Origin of the sequence: Pseudomonas sp. MWU12-2319 (assembly GCF_023242525.1) — a bacterium.
In the GTDB taxonomy this organism is placed as follows: Bacteria; Pseudomonadota; Gammaproteobacteria; order Pseudomonadales; family Pseudomonadaceae; genus Aquipseudomonas; species Aquipseudomonas gingeri_D.
This window is the reverse complement of the sequence record NZ_JALJES010000024.1, coordinates 1-16268: the sequence shown is the minus strand read 5'-3', so window position 1 is coordinate 16268 and position 16268 is coordinate 1. Positions and strand designations below refer to the sequence as shown.

The following is a 16268-nucleotide window of genomic DNA, read 5'->3' as shown; positions in this document are numbered from 1 at the left end:
GCCGGCCATGACGACCTTGAGCAGACTTACCCACAAACTCGCGCCCTGGGCCCTGCCGGTGCTGTTGCTGGCGGTGTGGCAACTGTCGGTGTCGGCCGGTTGGCTGTCGACCCGGATCCTGCCCGCGCCGAGCGCCGTGGTCGAAGCCGGCATCGCCCTGGTGAAGAGCGGCGATCTCTGGAAACACCTGGCCATCAGTGGCTGGCGCGCCGGTATCGGCTTTGCCATCGGCGGCGGCATCGGCCTGGCCCTAGGCTTTATCACCGGCCTGTCGAAATGGGGTGAACGCCTGCTCGACAGCTCGGTGCAGATGATCCGCAACGTGCCACACCTGGCGCTGATCCCGCTGGTGATCCTGTGGTTCGGCATCGACGAGTCGGCGAAGATTTTCCTGGTGGCCCTGGGCACCCTGTTCCCGATCTACCTCAACACTTATCACGGCATCCGCAACGTCGACCCGGCGCTGGTGGAAATGGCTCGCAGCTACGGCCTGTCCGGTTTCAGCCTGTTTCGCCAGGTGATCCTGCCAGGCGCCCTGCCCTCGATCCTGGTGGGGGTGCGCTTTGCCCTCGGATTCATGTGGCTGACGCTGATCGTCGCGGAAACCATTTCCGCCAGTTCCGGCATCGGCTACCTGGCGATGAATGCCCGGGAGTTCCTGCAGACCGACGTGGTGGTGCTGGCCATCGTTCTCTACGCCGTCCTCGGCAAACTGGCGGACCTCGCGGCCCGCGGCCTGGAGCGGGTCTGGCTGCGCTGGCATCCGGCCTATCAAGTGAGCAAGGGCGGTGTGCAATGACGGCTCAACAACCTCCACGCCTGCTGCGGGGTATTCCGCTGGCGGTGCGCAACCTGCAAAAGACTTTCGGCCAACGCCAGGTGCTGCGGGAGATCGACCTGCATATCCCGGCCGGGCAATTCGTCGCGGTGGTCGGCCGTAGCGGGTGCGGTAAAAGCACCCTGCTGCGCCTGCTGGCCGGTCTCGACCAACCTAGCGGTGGTGAATTGCTGGCCGGTTCCGCCGCGCTGAGCGAGGCCCGCGAAGACACCCGGCTGATGTTCCAGGAAGCGCGTTTGCTGCCCTGGAAAAAGGTGATCGACAACGTCGGCCTGGGTCTCAAGGGCAACTGGCGACCGCAGGCGCTGGAAGCGCTGGAAGCGGTCGGCCTGGCGGACCGCGCCCATGAATGGCCGGCGGCCCTGTCCGGTGGCCAGAAGCAACGCGTGGCCCTGGCCCGCGCCCTGATCCACAAACCGCGCCTGCTGTTGCTGGACGAGCCGCTGGGGGCCCTGGATGCCCTGACCCGGATCGAAATGCAGCAGTTGATCGAACGTCTCTGGCAGCAGCATGGTTTTACCGTGTTGCTGGTGACCCACGACGTCAGTGAAGCCGTGGCCATCGCCGATCGGGTGATCCTGATCGAAGACGGCCAGGTCGGCCTGGACTTGCACGTCGAACTGCCGCGTCCACGGGCGCGTGGCTCCCATCGCCTGGCGGCGCTGGAGACCGAAGTGTTGAACCGGGTGTTGTCGCTGCCGGGCGTACCGCCCGAGCCGGAACCTGTATCGCCCTTGCCCACGCAGTTGCGTTGGGCGCTGTAACCCATGCCTTGCCTACTCAATCCACGACAGGAATCAATGCCATGACCATCAAAGCCATCAACGTTCGCAACCAGTTCAAGGGCACCATCAAGGAAATCGTCACCGGCGACGTGCTCTCGGAAATCGACGTACAGACCGCTTCGGGGATCGTCACCTCGGTGATCACCACCCGTTCGGTGAAAGAGCTGGAACTGCAGATCGGCAGTGAAGTGATCGCGTTTGTGAAATCCACCGAGGTGTCCATCGCCAAGCTGTAAGCGATGGATACCTATAGCCCCGAAGGGCTTGGCCCTTCGGGATTTTCTTTTTTGGCGAGAGGGACAGATGCCGTCCCTTGATCGAAAAAACCGGCGCAGGGCCGGTTTTTTTTTACCCCAACGGCCAGTGAACTGAATCGCTGCGTACGGGGTTGAGTGGTCCGCCAAGGGTGCCACAGACGAGATTGATGTCAACATACCGCGACGGCTGAATACACACTTGCCCGCTCGCCACAAAGAGGGTGTTCCACGCACCGTCCGAGGACTATTCCCTTTCCCTTGAATGAACTTTCCTAGAAAATCCTTTCGGCTTGCGCCTGCGATTCTCGGGACCTAGGCTTGGACCTGTCACTGCAAAACACAGTGATCGGGTTTGGTCACCCGCCCAATGTCAGGCGCACCAGCGCCACTACGGTCTCAGGCGCTTTTTTGTGTCTGTCGCTTTATGGTGGGCTGTGCGCGGGGCACCTTCGGGTGCGCCGGGTGCCTGACATCCCGGTTGGCCAACCTGCGTACCGCCCGCCACCTTTCGTTTGGCCACGAAAGTGATGGGTTCTCAATATGTCAGGAGAATCACCATGTTCAAAGTCACGCCCAACCCGCCTGTTCAATCGCTGGAAAAGAACGATCCGGCTTTCACGGCGGCGGCCGAACGCGCTTTCGCTCACTATGAATTGCCACGTCATCCAGTGCGCAAATCGCCCCTTCCGAACCCCGAAGACACCCTGAACAACCTCGACTCGATCCTGCGTTCAGCGGCCGCGACGGCGTATGAATCCGCCGATCATCTGAGCGGCACACCTCGCCAACTGGCGATGGCCTCGGTGCATCTGATCGAGCTGGCGCAGAGCCAGGTGGATGACTTGCTCGCGCAACAGCACTGAAGCGCCAGTCATGCTCTTTGTGGGGTATTGAAAACACTGCGTAACCTTGTAGGAGCAGGGCTTGCCCGCAAAGCTTTTGGCGGTCTCACCGGCCCCTTCGCTGGCAAGCCATGCTCCTACAGGGAGGTGTTCTGGGCACAGACCGAGGACTATTCCCTTTCCCTTGCGTGAACTTTCCTAGAAAATCCTTTCGGCTTGCGCCTGCGATTCTCGGGACCTAGGCTTGGACCTGTCACTGCAAAAACACAGTGATCGGGTTTGGTAGCCCGAGGTCAATCAAGGCGCATAGCGCCACCAAGTCGATTCTCTGTTGGCGTTTTTTATTGCCCGCGGTTTTCGTCTATGGCGGCTCTGCGCAGGGCACTTTCGAGTGCGCTGGGTTCCTTGATTCCCGGTCTACCAACCTGCGTATAGCCGCCACCCATATCGTTTGGTAGCGATCAGTGTCGGCTCCATCAATCAAGGAGTTGCCATGAAAACAATCGTTCCTGATCCGCCCGTACAGAATGCATCTTTTGTAGATGCCGAGGCCGCCGAACGTGCCTTCGCTCACTATGGATTGCCAGATCAGCCTGTGCGCAAATCGCCCCTCCCGAACACCGAAGACACCCTGAACAATCTCGATTCGATCCTGCGTTCGGCCGCCGCGACGGCGTATGAGTCCGCCGATCATCTGAGCGGCACGCCTCGCCAACTGGCGATGGCCTCGGTGCATCTGATCGAGCTGGCGCAGAGCCAGGTGGATGACTTGCTCGCACAACAACACTGAGGCGCTGTACAGGTCCCTTTCTGGAGGCCTGAGGGCCGCCAAAAGCTTCGCGGGCAAGCCCTGCTCCTACAGTCTTCCGTCGTTCACCGATTTTGTGTAGGGCACAAAACTGTAGGAGCAGGGCTTGCCCGCGAAGAGGCCCCGGAGCCTTGCGCCGCCTATGCAGACGCCATCGCCAGCAAGCCGGCGCCTACAGGGGGCGGTATCTGGCGTCAGACCTTGCGCCAGACGCTCGCCAACCATGGCTGTTGCTCTCGCGGCAGTCCGGTGGGGCGGTAATAGTGTTCCAGCTCGACAAAACCCGCCGCCGTCAGCAACTCCCGCCAGGCCTCCAGGTCGTGGTACGAGCCATAACGCTCGCCATTCCAACCCTCCTGGTTTTCCCCACGCGGATTGGAACTGAACAACACGCCATCGGGTTTCAAGGCACCGTGCAATTGCCCCAGCACTCGCGGCAATTCCTGGCGCGGAATATGGAACAACACGGCATTGGCGAAGATTCCGTCGAAGCGCCCAGACGGCAACTCGAGTTCGAGGAAGTTCTGCTGCAGCACCTCGCAACCACTGTCCTCGCGAGCCATCTGCGCAAAACGTTCGGAGCCGTCGAGACCGACCGCGATATGGCCCATGCGGGTGAAGGTCTTGAGATCACGACCCGGTCCGCAACCGAAATCCAGCACGGTAAACGGCTCCTCACCCTGGATATGCCGCAACAACGCATCGATGTTCTGGCTCACATCGTGATCGCGGGTGCCTTCACGAAAACCTTCGGCCGTGCGGTTGTAGTGGCCGAGCGTGGTGGCGGTGATGGTAACGAGAGCGTCGGGAGCAAGTTTCATGGCAGCGGCATGCAAGACTGAGATGCAGCGACTATACGCTTGGCACCCGAAAAGCAGCGAGCCCAAATCATGGGGAAGCAAGAGGCCGACGCTGCCAAAGCAAGCCGGCCACGCTTATGTTGCCCACTCGCCTGTGCGCTCAATCATCGCGCAAGGCTTTTATCGGCTCCAATCTAGCCGCCGAAACAGCTGGGTAAATGCCAAAGAAAAGGCCGATCAACACTGAACTGCCAATGCCCATCGGCACAGAAACAATAGACAGGGCAAAGGTCCAGCCAGACAAAGATACAAAAATCAGCGTGCCGACCAGACCGAGCACGGCGCCTATCAACGCACCGCTGATAGAAAGACAAACGGCTTCCATCAAGAATAAATTAAGAATGTCTCGACGGCGCGCGCCCAAGGCCATCCGAATGCCAATCTCTCTACGGCGTTCCGTAACATTTGAAAGCATCACGTTCATCACGCCCGCACCGCCCACCAGCAGCGAAATCGCACCCAGCCCTGCCAGCAGATTGGAAAAAGTCCTCGTCTGCTGTTTGATACTGTCCAGCAGTTGCTGAGGTATTTGAATCAGGATATTACGCTCCCCCAGGACACCGACCAGGTACTCCCGCAGCGACTTGGCATGGCGCTCCATATCCGCGGCATCCCGTTCCTTGATAACAATCGCACTGACCTGCGGGCTGGAGGTCAGCCTTTTCATTCCTTCGATCGGAACAAATATCGAATTATTTATTTGTATCGGAATCAGCGGATTATCGAACTGATCCTCAAGCACACCCACCACTTGAAAGATATAACCTTCAATTTGCAACTGACGCCCAATCAACAGTTCGTCGGAAGGCTGGCTGAGCGCGCGCGCCACTTGGCTGCCGACGACGGCATAGGTGGCATGTCGGTCGAAATCCGACAAGACCCTCCCACTGAAGACATTGAACTTCAGCGCCACCGACAAATCACTTGTGCTGCCGACGACAGTGGCACCGGTGGAGCGACCGTTGTAGCGGATGTCTGTCGCATAAATCGCCATGGGGGCGGCGTAGGATATATTCGGTAGCTTCTGGCGAAGCCTGGCGAAATCAAGCGCTTCGGGAGCGATACTTTGTTGCGAAGTGGAACCCGGAAATGAAGCAACCAAGGTATCAATGCCCATGTTCTGGAATGCACTGATCGCTTCAATTTCCGCGTTATGCCCGATGTTGACCAGGGCGATGATAGCGGCACAGCCTACGGCAATCCCAAACAGCGCCAGCAAGGATTTGCGACCGAGTACTCTCAGCCCACGAACGGCTTCGGCAAAGGCGTGTGCCAGCGATGGGCCTCTCTCTTCATCCATTACAGAGAATCTGAATAATAAAGCTCCATGCCAACTGGCTAATTCCTTGATTCCCTGTGAATCCGCACCGACTGCCGCAGATCAATCGGCGCGGAGAATAACTTAATGCTCAGCGTTTGTTGAGCACCTTCGCCAACCGATCCCCACCCAACTGGATCACCGCCACCAGGATCACCAGCAACACGATCACCGTCAGCATCACCTGGCTGTCGAAACGCTGGTAGCCATACCGATAGGCGATATCCCCCAACCCGCCCGCGCCAATGGCGCCGGCCATGGCCGAGGAGTTGATCATAGTCACCAAGGTGATGGTGAAACCGCCGACAATCCCCGGCAACGACTCAGGCAACAGCACATGCCAGACGATATGCCAGCGCCGGCAGCCCATGGCTTGAGCCGCTTCGATCAACCCATGATCGACCTCCCGCAGGCTCACCTCGGCAATCCGCGCAAAGAATGGCGTGGCCGCGATGGTCAGCGGTACCACGGCGGCCCACACCCCATAGGTGGTGCCGACGATCAGCCGGGTAAAGGGAATCAACGCCACCATCAGGATCAGGAACGGGATCGAACGGAACAGGTTCACGAACGCCCCCAGTACCCGGTTCACCATCGGCGCTTCATAGATCCCGCCCTTGTCGCTGGTGACCAGGATCACCGCCAGCGGAATGCCCAGCAGCAAGGCGATCAGCGACGACACGCCAACCATCAGGAAGGTGTCGATCACTCCCTGCCATAATCGATCAAGCCACATAACCCAGCACCTCCACCTGTTGCGCCCAACGCCCGGCCCGTTGACGCAGTTCCTCGGCCCCCAGGGACGAGCCGCTCACCGACAGCAGCAACTGCCCCAGCGCATGCCCCTGGATTCGTTCGACACCGCCCTGTAGCAAGCGCACCCGCCCACCTAGGGCGCTGAACAACGCCGCCAGGTCCGGTTCGTCGGCAGCGCTGCCGGTCAATTGCAGACGCAACACCACCGCCGATGCCGCTGACTCGGGCCGCGCCTGCAAACGCTCTTGCAGCTCCGCCGGCAAGGCGTGTTGCAACGGCGCCAACAAGGTCCGGCTGACCTCATGTTGCGGATCACCGAACACCTGCCAGACCGGCCCCTGTTCCACCACCCGACCATGCTCCAGCACCACCACCCGATCACAGATTTCGCGGATCACCGCCATCTCGTGGGTGATCAGGACAATGGTCAGGCCCAGGCGCTGATTGATCTCGCGCAGCAAGCCAAGGATCGACTGGGTGGTTTCCGGATCCAGCGCCGAGGTGGCCTCGTCACACAGCAGGATCGCCGGGTCATGGACCAGCGCACGGGCAATCCCCACCCGCTGTTTCTGCCCGCCGGACAACTGCGCCGGGTAAGCCTTGTATTTGTCCCGCAGGCCGACCAGATCCAGCAGCTCGCGAACCTTCTGCTCCCGTTGCAGCTTCGGCACCCCGGCCACCTTCAGCGGCAGTTCGACGTTCTGCCAGACCGTCTTGGCCGACATCAGGTTGAAGTGCTGGAAAATCATGCCGATGCGCCGACGCAGTTCCACCAGGCGGTTTTCGTCGAACTCACCGATATCGACCTGGTCGATCAGCACCCGCCCCGCGCTGGGTTGTTCCAGGCGATTGATGGTACGGATCAACGACGACTTGCCGGCGCCGCTGCGGCCGATGATGCCGAACACCTCGCCACGCTGGATCGCCAGGTCGATGCCTTGCAAGGCATGCACCGGGCCCTGGCGGCCTTCGTAGGTCTTGCCCAGGCCAATAAAACGCACATGGGCACGATTGAGTTCGGGGTGCAGTTCGGATTGCTCGGCACTGCGCGGCGTTTCCTCACGCGGGCGCTGGAGGTTGACGACACTCATGTCAGCCTTCCCAACCGGCCTGGTACAGCTTGCCGTGGGCTTTATCCAGGGCGGCGCGGACCACCGGCGAATGCTGGTAGATATCGACGAACTTGATCAGCCGCGGGTCGGTCTTTTCTTTCGGCTGGATCACGAACTGGATCACGTATTCCTTGTGATCGAGACCGTCGAACAGCAGCGCGGAGCCGGCATCGAAGGTCTTCGCCAGGCGGATATAGGCCGGGTAGCCCTGGACCAGATCGGCGTCATCGTAGGCCCGCACCAGTTGCACGGCTTCAACCTGGAGGATCTTGATTTTTTTCGGATTGCCGATGATGTCGTCTTCGGTGGCCTTGTAGCCGACGCCGGGTTTCAGGGTGATCAAGCCGGCCTTGGCCAGCAGTTGCAGGCCACGACCGCTGTTGATCGGGTCGTTGGCGATGGCCACGGTGGCGCCTTGCGGCAGCTCGTCGAAGCTTTTGTATTTCTTCGAGTAGAGGCCGACGTTGTTGATGATCCCCGGGGCAAAGGGCACCAGGTCGAAACCGGCGGCGGCCTTGGCGTTTTCCAGGAAGGGAATGTGCTGGAAGTAGTTCACGTCGATATCGCCGGCCGCGAGGCTGACATTGGGCGCGATCCAGTCGGTGAATTCCACCAGCTCGACTTTCAGGCCCTGTTTGCCGGCTTCTTCGACAGCGGCTTCCAGGGGGATGGCGAAGGCGGCGGTGGTGCCGACCTTGAGTGGGGCGTCGGCGGCGTGAGCGATAGCGCTGAAGAGGCCGAGGGCCAGGGCCAGTGCTTTGACTGGTTGAGAGAGGCGTGTTGTTTTCATGATGGGTTTCCAGTCATAGGTTTGGGGTGTCTGGGCGGGCCTATTCGCGGGCAAGCCCTGCTCCTACAGTTTTGTGGTCGTACACAAGATTCGGGTACGACTCGAAACTGTAGGAGCAGGGCTTGCCCGCGAAGACGGCGGAACAGGCACAGCAACATCAAAGGGTGACTCAGGCTCTCAGGACCGGCGATAACCCGCCCCAGCATGTTGCTGCGGCAAATGCGCCTCACCGTGAAACAGCTTTTCGCGCAATGTCCCACTGTCATAAGCGGTCTTGTACGAGCCGCGCCGCTGCAACTCCGGAATCACCAGCTCGATAAAATCCACATAGCTTTCCGGAGTGACAATGCGGGTCAGGTTGAAACCATCCAGCCCGGTTTCGGCGATCCACGATTCCAGCTCATCAGCCACCTGCCCGGGCGAGCCGACCACAGTGAAATAGCGCCCACCCAACGCGTGCTGCTCAAGCAATTTGCGCCGGGTCCAGTCGTTGTTCTGCAAGTTCCTGGTCGCCGACTGGATCGCGTTGCTCTTCACATACTGGATCGGCTCATCCAGTTCGTACTCGGCAAAATCGATCGCGGTGGACGCGGAAAAATGCGCCACCCCAGCCTCCGCGCTGGCATACCCCAGATACTCGGCATGCTTGGCCCAGGCCGCTTCCTCGGTCTCGCCGACGATCACGTTCAAGCCCATGAACACCTTGATGCCATCGGGATCACGCCCCGCCGCCACCGCACTGGCCCGCACCTTGTCCACCTGGACCTTGGTCGCGGCCTTGTTCTGCCCGCTGATAAACACGCACTCGGCATGTCGCCCGGCGAACTCCAGGCCACGCTCCGAACTGCCGGCCTGGAACAGCACCGGCGTACGCTGCGGTGACGGCTCACAAAGGTGATAGCCCTCCACCTGATAGAACTCGCCGGCGTGTTGCACCTTGTGCACTTTCTCCGGCTGGGCGTAGATCCGCCGGGTCGGATCATTGAGCACCGCGTCGTTTTCCCAGCTGCCTTCCCAGAGTTTGTAGAGCACCTCCAGGTACTCGTCGGCCTGGTCGTAGCGTCGGTCATGCTCGACCTGCTCCTTGAGGCCCATGGCCCGGGCGGCGCTATCGAGATAACCGGTGACGATATTCCAGCCGACCCGCCCACGGCTCAGATGATCGAGCGTCGACATACGTCGGGCGAACAGGTACGGCGCCTCGTAGGTGAGGTTCGCGGTCAGGCCGAAACCCAGGTTTTTCGTCACCGCCGCCATGGCCGAAACCAGCAGCAGCGGATCGTTGACCGGCAACTGGATCGACTCCCGCAGCGGCACCTCCACCGATCCCTGGTAGACGTCGTAGACCCCGACGATATCGGCGATAAACAGACCGTCGAACAAACCACGCTCCAGCAGCTGCGCCAGCTCGGTCCAGTACTCCAACGTCTTGTACTGGGTCGAGTTGTCCCGCGGATGGGTCCACAAACCGTGGTTGATATGCCCGATGCAATTCATGTTGAAGGCGTTGAGCAGGATCTTTTTCTTCGCCATCAGATCGTCCCCCGCAGCGGTGGGTTTTGCGCATTGAGGTAGTAGTTGCCCACCGCGTGGTACTTCCAGCGCACCGGGTCGTGCAGGGTGTGCACCCGCGCATTGCGCCAGTGGCGATCCAGCCCGTGTTCGGCCAGGGTCGCCTGGCTGCCGGCCAGTTCGAACAGGCTGCTGCCGGCCGCCAGGGAGATTTCGGTGCTGATGGCCCGCGCTTCGGCAACGGCAATCGAAGCCGCCGCCACGGTTTCGGCGTTGGTCTCGGCCTGGGCCCGGTCGAGGTATTCACCGGCCCGCTCCAGCAAGGCCTCGGCGGCGTGCAGGCGAATGCTCAGGTGGCCGATGCTCTTGAGGGTCAAGGGATCTTCAGTGGCCTTGTCGCTGCCGGCATCGATCCAGGGCCGCGTGCGGGTGCGGACAAAGTGCAAGGTGTCTTCATAGGCCGCGCGGGCAATACCGGTGTCGATGGCCGCATGGAGAATCTGCGCCAGCGGGCCGACCGGGGTCGGACGTTCGAATGCCGTCTGAAAAGGGATCACATCTTCGGCGGCGACATACACGTCCTCGAACACCACTGAACCGCTGCCCGTGGTGCGCTGGCCAAAGCCGCTCCAGTCATCGATCACGTTCAGGCCGGCGCTGTCACGGGGCACAAAGGCCAGTTGCTGGACACCCTGTTCATCCACCACCGAAGTCGGAATGCGCTGGGCATACAAGGCCCCCGTGGCGTAGAACTTGCGACCGTTGATGCGGTAACCGTCGCCGTCCCGGCGCAGGCTGGTGACACGGTCATGGGCGGTCTTGGTGCCCAGTTCGGCCAGGGCATTGCCACAGCGCCGCCCCGCGAGCACCTCGGCATACAGGCGCTGTTTCTGTGCCTCGCTGCCGTTGACCCGCAGCACTTCCAGGGCATAGAAATGGTTCTGTGGAATCTGTCCCAGAGAGGCATCGGCCTCGGCGATCAGTTGCGTGACCTTGGCCAGGGTCACGTTGGACACGCCGGCACCGCCGTAGGCTTTCGGCACGCTGATGCCCCAGAGGCCGGAGCGGGAAAACACCTCCAGCTCGGCCAGCGGCAGGCGCCGTTCACGGTCGCGCAGGATGCTGTCGCGCTTGAAGTCTTCGGCCAGGTCGCTGGCCACGATCAGGGCTTGCTCGTCGCTGCTGATGACCGCGACGTGTTGGGAAAAAGTCATGTGCTTCTCCAGAGGTCTGGTCGTCAAATCCAGGAATGCCGGGCCGGCAAACTGCCGTTCAGGTGATAGGCGCCCACGGCGTGGTATTTCCAGCGCACCGGGTCGTGCAGGGTGTGCACCCGGGCGTTGCGCCAGTGTCGGTCGAGGTTGAATTCGGCCAGGGTGGCGCGGCTGCCGGCCAGCTCGAACAGTTTCTCGCTGGCCAGCAGGGCGATTTCGGTGGTGAGGACCTTGGCCTCGGCCACCGCAATCGAGGCACGCGCGGCAGAGGCCGCATCCACCGGCTTGGCGCCGACCTGATCGAGCACCTGCCCGGCCTTGCGCAACAGCGCCTCGGCGGCGTGCAGTTCGATTTTCAATTTGCCGATATCGGCAATCACGTAGAGGTCGTCACTGGCGCGCTCGACCTTGGCATCGACCCACGGCCGCGAACGCTCGCGGACAAAGGCGATGCTGTCATCGATGGCCCCACGGGCGATGCCCGCGTCGATGGCGGCCTGGATCAGTTGCGAGTAGGCGCCCTGGATATTCGGCACCTCGCCCTGGCGCCAGTTGTCGACGACGTCTTCCGCTTCCACCCGCACCTGATTCAGCAACACGGTGCCGCTGGCGGTGGTGCGCTGGCCGAAGCCCGACCAGTCGTCGACGATGCGCAGGCCCGGCGTGCCGCGCCGCACGAAGGCCATGACCTGCCGCCCTTCGTCGTTGATCGCCTTGACCGCCACCCAGTGGGCAAACAGGGCGCCGGTGGAATAGAACTTCTGGCCGCTGATGACAAAACCGTCACCGTCGGCGGTGATCCGGGTCTTGAGTTCCAGGGTGTTTTTCGTGCCGCGTTCAGGCCCGGCATTGCCGATGCGCCAGCCTTCCAGCACGCTCAGGAACAGCTGCTTTTTCTGGCGCTCGGTGGCGGTGCCCTGCAGTAACTGGAGAATGCCGAACTGGTTTTGCGGGATCTGCCCGAGCGCCGGGTCGGCGGCGGAAATGATCGCGAAGACCTCGGCCACGGTCACGAATGAAACCTGCGGGCCGCCGTACTCGCGGGGAATGGTGATGCTGCCCAGGCCGCTGCGGGTGAACTGCTCGATCTCGGCCCAGGGCAGCTTGCGCTGACGGTCGCGGCGCGCGGCCTGCAAACGGGCAGCCTCGGCCAGCTCACGGGCGGCCTGCAGGGCTTCGGCGTCGTTGCGCAGCACCCGGGCCGGGAGCAACAACGGGGCAATATCCAGGTCGCTCCGGACCTGTGCTTCATGCAAGTTAGACATCAACGCCACTCCGTGGCGTGCGCAATGCCCTGGCGATCCGCACAAGGGTGATTGTGTTCCTGACCATACCGTCCTCATCTCTCTTTGGAGGCGTCGCGAAAGCGCGACGCCAGCGAAATCAAACAAGTCCGGTGGTCCGGTGCATATACCCTAAGCGCGTATAAAAATTAAATAAACTAACTTTTGGGAATATACATAGAAGGTCAGCTTCTCAGCCTCGGCAGGGTTGGGCGAGTTTGGGGAAAACCGGGCGCGGGGCCCTGATGTAATGCCGGGCGCTGCCCACCCGGAGCCGCCGCGCCGGCGCCCAACGGGAGTTGTTGCCGACCCGGTCGATCACGCAGTAGGTGAGGTCCAGGCCACTGTCTTCACCGGCTTCCTGGATCACCGCCGGCGGCACGAAGACCCTGACCGGCTTGCCGACGTCCTCGCCGGCGAGCTTGGGCAGGTCGAGGCGCACATCGCCCCAGAGCAGGGTGATTTCGTCCTCGGCGGCCATGTTCAGATACGGCGCCAGGGTCAGCGGCACGCCTCGGCGCATCTGGCTGGGGTTGACCCCGTAGCGCTGGATCGGCGCGGGAATGATCAGCGGCGCCAAGCCCTGGTTTTCCTCACCGAAGGGCTGGCCACCCGGACAGGCAAGCTTGACCGGCACCTCGAGCCGACGCGAACAGGCGCCGGCGCTGCCCACCCGCAGCACCCGATAGTGAACCCGCGCCAGCCCGTCCAGGACGAAGCTTTCCGGCACCCGCAAACTCAGCGACTGGCCCACATCATCGGCCGACACCTGCCGCGCCGTCACATAACAATCGTCCCAGAACAACTCGATCAGGTCGCCCTCATCCATGCCGACATAGGGCCGGATGACAATCGACAACTGCGCGGCGGCCAACAGGCCAATACCACGCCCATGGGCCTGGGGGACGACAGGCGGAGCCAGCCGCAGGGTTTCCTGAAAATGAGTCATGCAAAAATCCTTTTTGTAGGGTAACGAAAAGTCCAACGTGCAGGCGCAGGCCTGGGCCGCATAAACAACCGTTGTCCTTGAACCTTAATAGGCGTCCTTACCGTCGAACATTCTGGAAGGCGCACGCGCAGTCCGGCGAACAGTTGGCCGAAAGGTGCATACAGTCCTGATAACGTCGTGCAGGTTGTGAAGTGCAGCTAAGAGTTTTGCCGGGAAGGTGTCAAGCCATTAAGCCGTCAGGGCGGGGATCGCCCGGGAATTCGGACACTTCCTACTTTCGCAGTCGTTCGTGTGAAAGAAGAAGCCGGGGAAAGGCGGTAGTAAACAATTATTGTCGGATAGCCGGGAAAGCAACTTTTCGAAACCGTCGTACTCATTCCCTGAGTACGCCTTATTGAGTCAAGAAGTGTCCTACGTATTACCGAGAAACTTGCTGAGAAACTGCCGGGTGCGTTCTTCCTTGGGATTGGCAAACAGCGCCTTGGCTTCACCCTGTTCGACGATCACGCCCTTGTCGAAAAAGATCACCCGATTGGCCACATCCCGGGCAAAGCTCATTTCGTGGGTGACGATGACCATGGTGCGTTTTTCTTCGGCCAGGCCACGAATGGTTGCCAGCACTTCACCCACCAGTTCCGGATCAAGGGCCGAAGTCGGCTCGTCGAACAGGATCACCTGCGGCTCCATCGCCAGCGCCCGGGCAATGGCCACCCGTTGTTGCTGACCACCGGAAAGCCTGCGCGGATAGGCGTCTTCCTTGCCTGCCAGGCCAACCTTGGCCAATAGCTTGCGGCCCAGGGCCAAGGCCTGGTCACGCGGGGTCTTCTTGACCACCAGCGGGCCTTCGATAACGTTCTCCAGTGCCGTGCGGTGGGGAAACAGGTTGAAGTTCTGGAACACGAAACCGACCTGCTGGCGCAGCTTGCGCACCAGGCCCAATTGCTGGTTCAGCGGGCGGCTGCCATCGATTTCGATGTCGCCGACCTTGATCCGGCCGCTGGTGGGTTCCTCGAGAAAGTTCAGGCAACGCAGGAAGGTGGTCTTGCCGGAACCGCTGGGACCGATGATCGCGATCACCTCGCCGGCCTCGACCGTCAGGTCGATACCGTTGAGCACGGTCTGCCCTTTGAATTGCTTGGTCAGTTTTTCAACCACAATCATGCTGTCAAGACTCCTGGTCATGCCGATTGACCCGCTCTTCCAGACGGTTCTGCAAGTGCGCGAGCAGGCTGGCAAGGACCCAGTAGATCAGGGCGGCGGCAAGATACATGGTGAAAATTTCAAAGGTCCGGGCGGTAATCAGCTGGGCCTGGCGGAACAGTTCCGGCACCTGGATGGTCGCGGCCAATGCCGTGTCCTTGACCAGGGAAATGAAACTGTTGCCCAACGGCGGCAAAGCCGTGCGCGCGGCTTGCGGCAGGATCGCCCGGCGCAGGGTCTGCGCCCGCGACATGCCGATGCTCGCCGCCGCTTCCCACTGGCCGCGCTCGATGGAGCTGATGGCGGCCCGCAGGATTTCACAGGCGTAGGCCGCCATGTTCAGCGAGAAGCCGATCAACGCGGCGGGCAGCGGATCCAGCTCGATGCCCATCTGCGGCAGTCCGTAATAGATCACGAACAGCTGGACCAGCAGGGGGGTGCCGCGAAAGAACGACACATAGACCCTGGCGATCCAGCTCACCGTCTTGAAGCGCGACAGACGCATCAAGGCCAGGCCGAAACCCAGCAGCAAACCGAAGAACATTCCACCCAGGCTGAGGATGACCGTGTAGTACGCGCCCTGGAGCAGAAAGGGCGCGGAGTCCAACGCAAGCTGAAAAGCTGCTTCCATTATTGAGTGACGTCAGCGTTGAAGTATTTTTCCGACAGCTTTTTCAAGGTGCCATCAGCGCGCAGTTCGTCGATGGCCTTGTTTACCGCGGCCAGCAACTCGGGTTCGCCTTTACGCAGGGCGATACCGGCTTCCTGACGGGAGAACGGCTCACCGGAAACGGCCAGGGTGCCGTTGGTTTTATTGATCAGTTCAAAGGCTGCCAGACGGTCCACCAGAATCGCGTCGATACGGCCTACGCGCAGGTCCTGGTACTTGGTCGGATCATCGTCGTAGGTCTTGATGACGGCTTTCGGCACATTGTCCTTGAGCCACTGTTCATAGTTGGTGCCCAGGCCGACACCGACCTTGTGGCCCGCCAGATCCTGGGCGGTCTTGAACTTGTCGGCGTCCTTCTTCTGCACCAGGGCCTGGATACCGGAAACGGTATAAGGCTCGGAGAAGTCATACTTCTTCTTGCGCTCTTCGGAGATGGTCACCTGGTTGATCACCGCGTCCAGGCGCTTGGACTCCAGGGCGGCGAGAATCCCGTCCCACTTGGTCGGTTGCAGCTTGACCTTCACACCCAGTTTTTTCGCCAGGGCTTCGGAGAACTCGACCTCGAAACCGGCCAGCTTGCCGTCGGCACCGATAAAGCTGAACGGCGGGTAGGTGCCTTCCAGGCCGACGTTGATAACGCCGTCTTTCTTGATTTTGTCCAGTTGCTCACCGGCAAAGGCCTGGCCGAGCAGTCCGGCACCGAGTACCAACCCCAGGCTGCCGACCAGCAGACGCTTGCGAAATGCGGAAATATTCATGACGAGCCCCGTGTGTTTTCTTATGGGAAGGAACGCGAAACTGACGCTCTGAAGAGCAGCGTCAATCCTGCCTTAAAGCGGCGCCGGCGTCTCGCGCCAAATCGCCTGCGCCGCGACTATAGCGAGCGCTTAATATTCTATAAAATAATAAAAAACTATTTGTATATTCTATTTTATTACCCATTGGTCCCCAATTGATGCCGGGCTGCCCGCCTCTTGTAGGAGCCTGGCTTGCCAGCGATGAGGCCCGATCAGGCGATGCAAGGCTCACGGGCCTCTTCGCGGGCAAGCCCTGCTCCTACAGTCTTCTGTCGTT

The 16268-nt window shown here is 61.0% G+C and carries 17 protein-coding genes; 5 read left to right on the top strand and 12 right to left on the bottom strand.

What is annotated here, in order from left to right; genetic code table 11:
• Nucleotides 1-7: 7 nt before the first annotated feature.
• The 5 genes from ssuC to M5C01_RS28655 all read left to right on the top strand — a co-directional run bounded on the left by ssuC (nt 8) and on the right by M5C01_RS28655 (nt 3512).
• Nucleotides 8-799: an aliphatic sulfonate ABC transporter permease SsuC gene (gene ssuC, locus M5C01_RS28675; protein WP_152741683.1), complete on the top strand. Its 792-nt coding sequence runs from the start codon at nt 8-10 to the stop codon at nt 797-799.
• A complete protein-coding gene (gene ssuB, locus M5C01_RS28670; RefSeq protein WP_100942595.1) occupies nt 796-1602 on the top strand; it encodes an aliphatic sulfonates ABC transporter ATP-binding protein in 807 nt (268 codons plus the stop codon). Before ssuC ends, ssuB begins: the two co-directional genes overlap by 4 nt.
• A 41-nt stretch (nt 1603-1643) precedes the next feature.
• Complete coding sequence (locus M5C01_RS28665) at nt 1644-1859, top strand: TOBE domain-containing protein (RefSeq protein WP_017125347.1); 216 nt, start codon at nt 1644-1646, stop codon at nt 1857-1859.
• A gap of 578 nt (nt 1860-2437) precedes the next feature.
• On the top strand, nt 2438-2743 hold the full coding sequence (locus M5C01_RS28660; protein ID WP_152741684.1) for a hypothetical protein: 306 nt from the start codon (nt 2438-2440) through the stop codon (nt 2741-2743).
• 472 nt (nt 2744-3215) lie between these two features.
• Nucleotides 3216-3512 (top strand): hypothetical protein, encoded by a 297-nt coding sequence (locus M5C01_RS28655; protein ID WP_152741685.1) that lies wholly within the window; start codon nt 3216-3218, stop codon nt 3510-3512.
• A 212-nt stretch (nt 3513-3724) separates the two neighbouring features.
• Here the strand turns inward: M5C01_RS28655 and M5C01_RS28650 are convergent, their stop codons facing one another.
• The 12 genes from M5C01_RS28650 to tcyJ all read right to left on the bottom strand — a co-directional run bounded on the left by M5C01_RS28650 (nt 3725) and on the right by tcyJ (nt 15952).
• On the bottom strand, nt 3725-4351 hold the full coding sequence (locus tag M5C01_RS28650; protein ID WP_152741686.1) for a class I SAM-dependent methyltransferase: 627 nt from the start codon (nt 4349-4351) through the stop codon (nt 3725-3727).
• Between the two features lie 139 nt (nt 4352-4490).
• Nucleotides 4491-5690, bottom strand: coding sequence for an ABC transporter permease (locus M5C01_RS28645; protein WP_152741687.1), 1200 nt, complete (start codon nt 5688-5690; stop codon nt 4491-4493).
• 109 nt (nt 5691-5799) lie between these two features.
• Complete coding sequence (locus M5C01_RS28640; protein WP_152741688.1) at nt 5800-6444, bottom strand: methionine ABC transporter permease; 645 nt, start codon at nt 6442-6444, stop codon at nt 5800-5802.
• Nucleotides 6434-7555: an ATP-binding cassette domain-containing protein gene (locus M5C01_RS28635; RefSeq protein WP_152741689.1), complete on the bottom strand. Its 1122-nt coding sequence runs from the start codon at nt 7553-7555 to the stop codon at nt 6434-6436. Before M5C01_RS28635 ends, M5C01_RS28640 begins: the two co-directional genes overlap by 11 nt.
• Nucleotide 7556: 1 nt before the next feature.
• The gene (locus tag M5C01_RS28630; protein WP_152741690.1) at nt 7557-8366 is read right to left on the bottom strand and encodes a MetQ/NlpA family ABC transporter substrate-binding protein; all 810 of its coding nucleotides are present in this window, start codon (nt 8364-8366) and stop codon (nt 7557-7559) included.
• 177 nt (nt 8367-8543) lie between these two features.
• Nucleotides 8544-9899, bottom strand: coding sequence for an LLM class flavin-dependent oxidoreductase (locus M5C01_RS28625; RefSeq protein ID WP_152741691.1), 1356 nt, complete (start codon nt 9897-9899; stop codon nt 8544-8546).
• Nucleotides 9899-11092, bottom strand: coding sequence for an SfnB family sulfur acquisition oxidoreductase (locus M5C01_RS28620; RefSeq protein WP_152741692.1), 1194 nt, complete (start codon nt 11090-11092; stop codon nt 9899-9901). Before M5C01_RS28620 ends, M5C01_RS28625 begins: the two co-directional genes overlap by 1 nt.
• Nucleotides 11093-11115: 23 nt before the next feature.
• Nucleotides 11116-12357: an SfnB family sulfur acquisition oxidoreductase gene (locus M5C01_RS28615; RefSeq protein WP_152741693.1), complete on the bottom strand. Its 1242-nt coding sequence runs from the start codon at nt 12355-12357 to the stop codon at nt 11116-11118.
• A gap of 211 nt (nt 12358-12568) precedes the next feature.
• Entirely contained in the window at nt 12569-13324 is a 756-nt protein-coding gene (locus M5C01_RS28610; protein ID WP_103498506.1) for a hypothetical protein, read from the bottom strand.
• Between the two features lie 411 nt (nt 13325-13735).
• A complete protein-coding gene (gene tcyN / locus M5C01_RS28605; RefSeq protein WP_152741694.1) occupies nt 13736-14485 on the bottom strand; it encodes an L-cystine ABC transporter ATP-binding protein TcyN in 750 nt (249 codons plus the stop codon).
• A gap of 4 nt (nt 14486-14489) precedes the next feature.
• Nucleotides 14490-15155 carry a cystine ABC transporter permease gene (gene tcyL, locus M5C01_RS28600; protein ID WP_103498504.1) on the bottom strand — a complete coding sequence of 222 codons (666 nt, stop codon included), beginning with the start codon at nt 15153-15155 and terminating at the stop codon, nt 14490-14492.
• The gene (gene tcyJ, locus M5C01_RS28595; RefSeq protein WP_103498503.1) at nt 15155-15952 is read right to left on the bottom strand and encodes a cystine ABC transporter substrate-binding protein; all 798 of its coding nucleotides are present in this window, start codon (nt 15950-15952) and stop codon (nt 15155-15157) included. The genes tcyL and tcyJ overlap by 1 nt, the downstream gene beginning before the upstream one ends.
• Nucleotides 15953-16268: the final 316 nt, after the last annotated feature.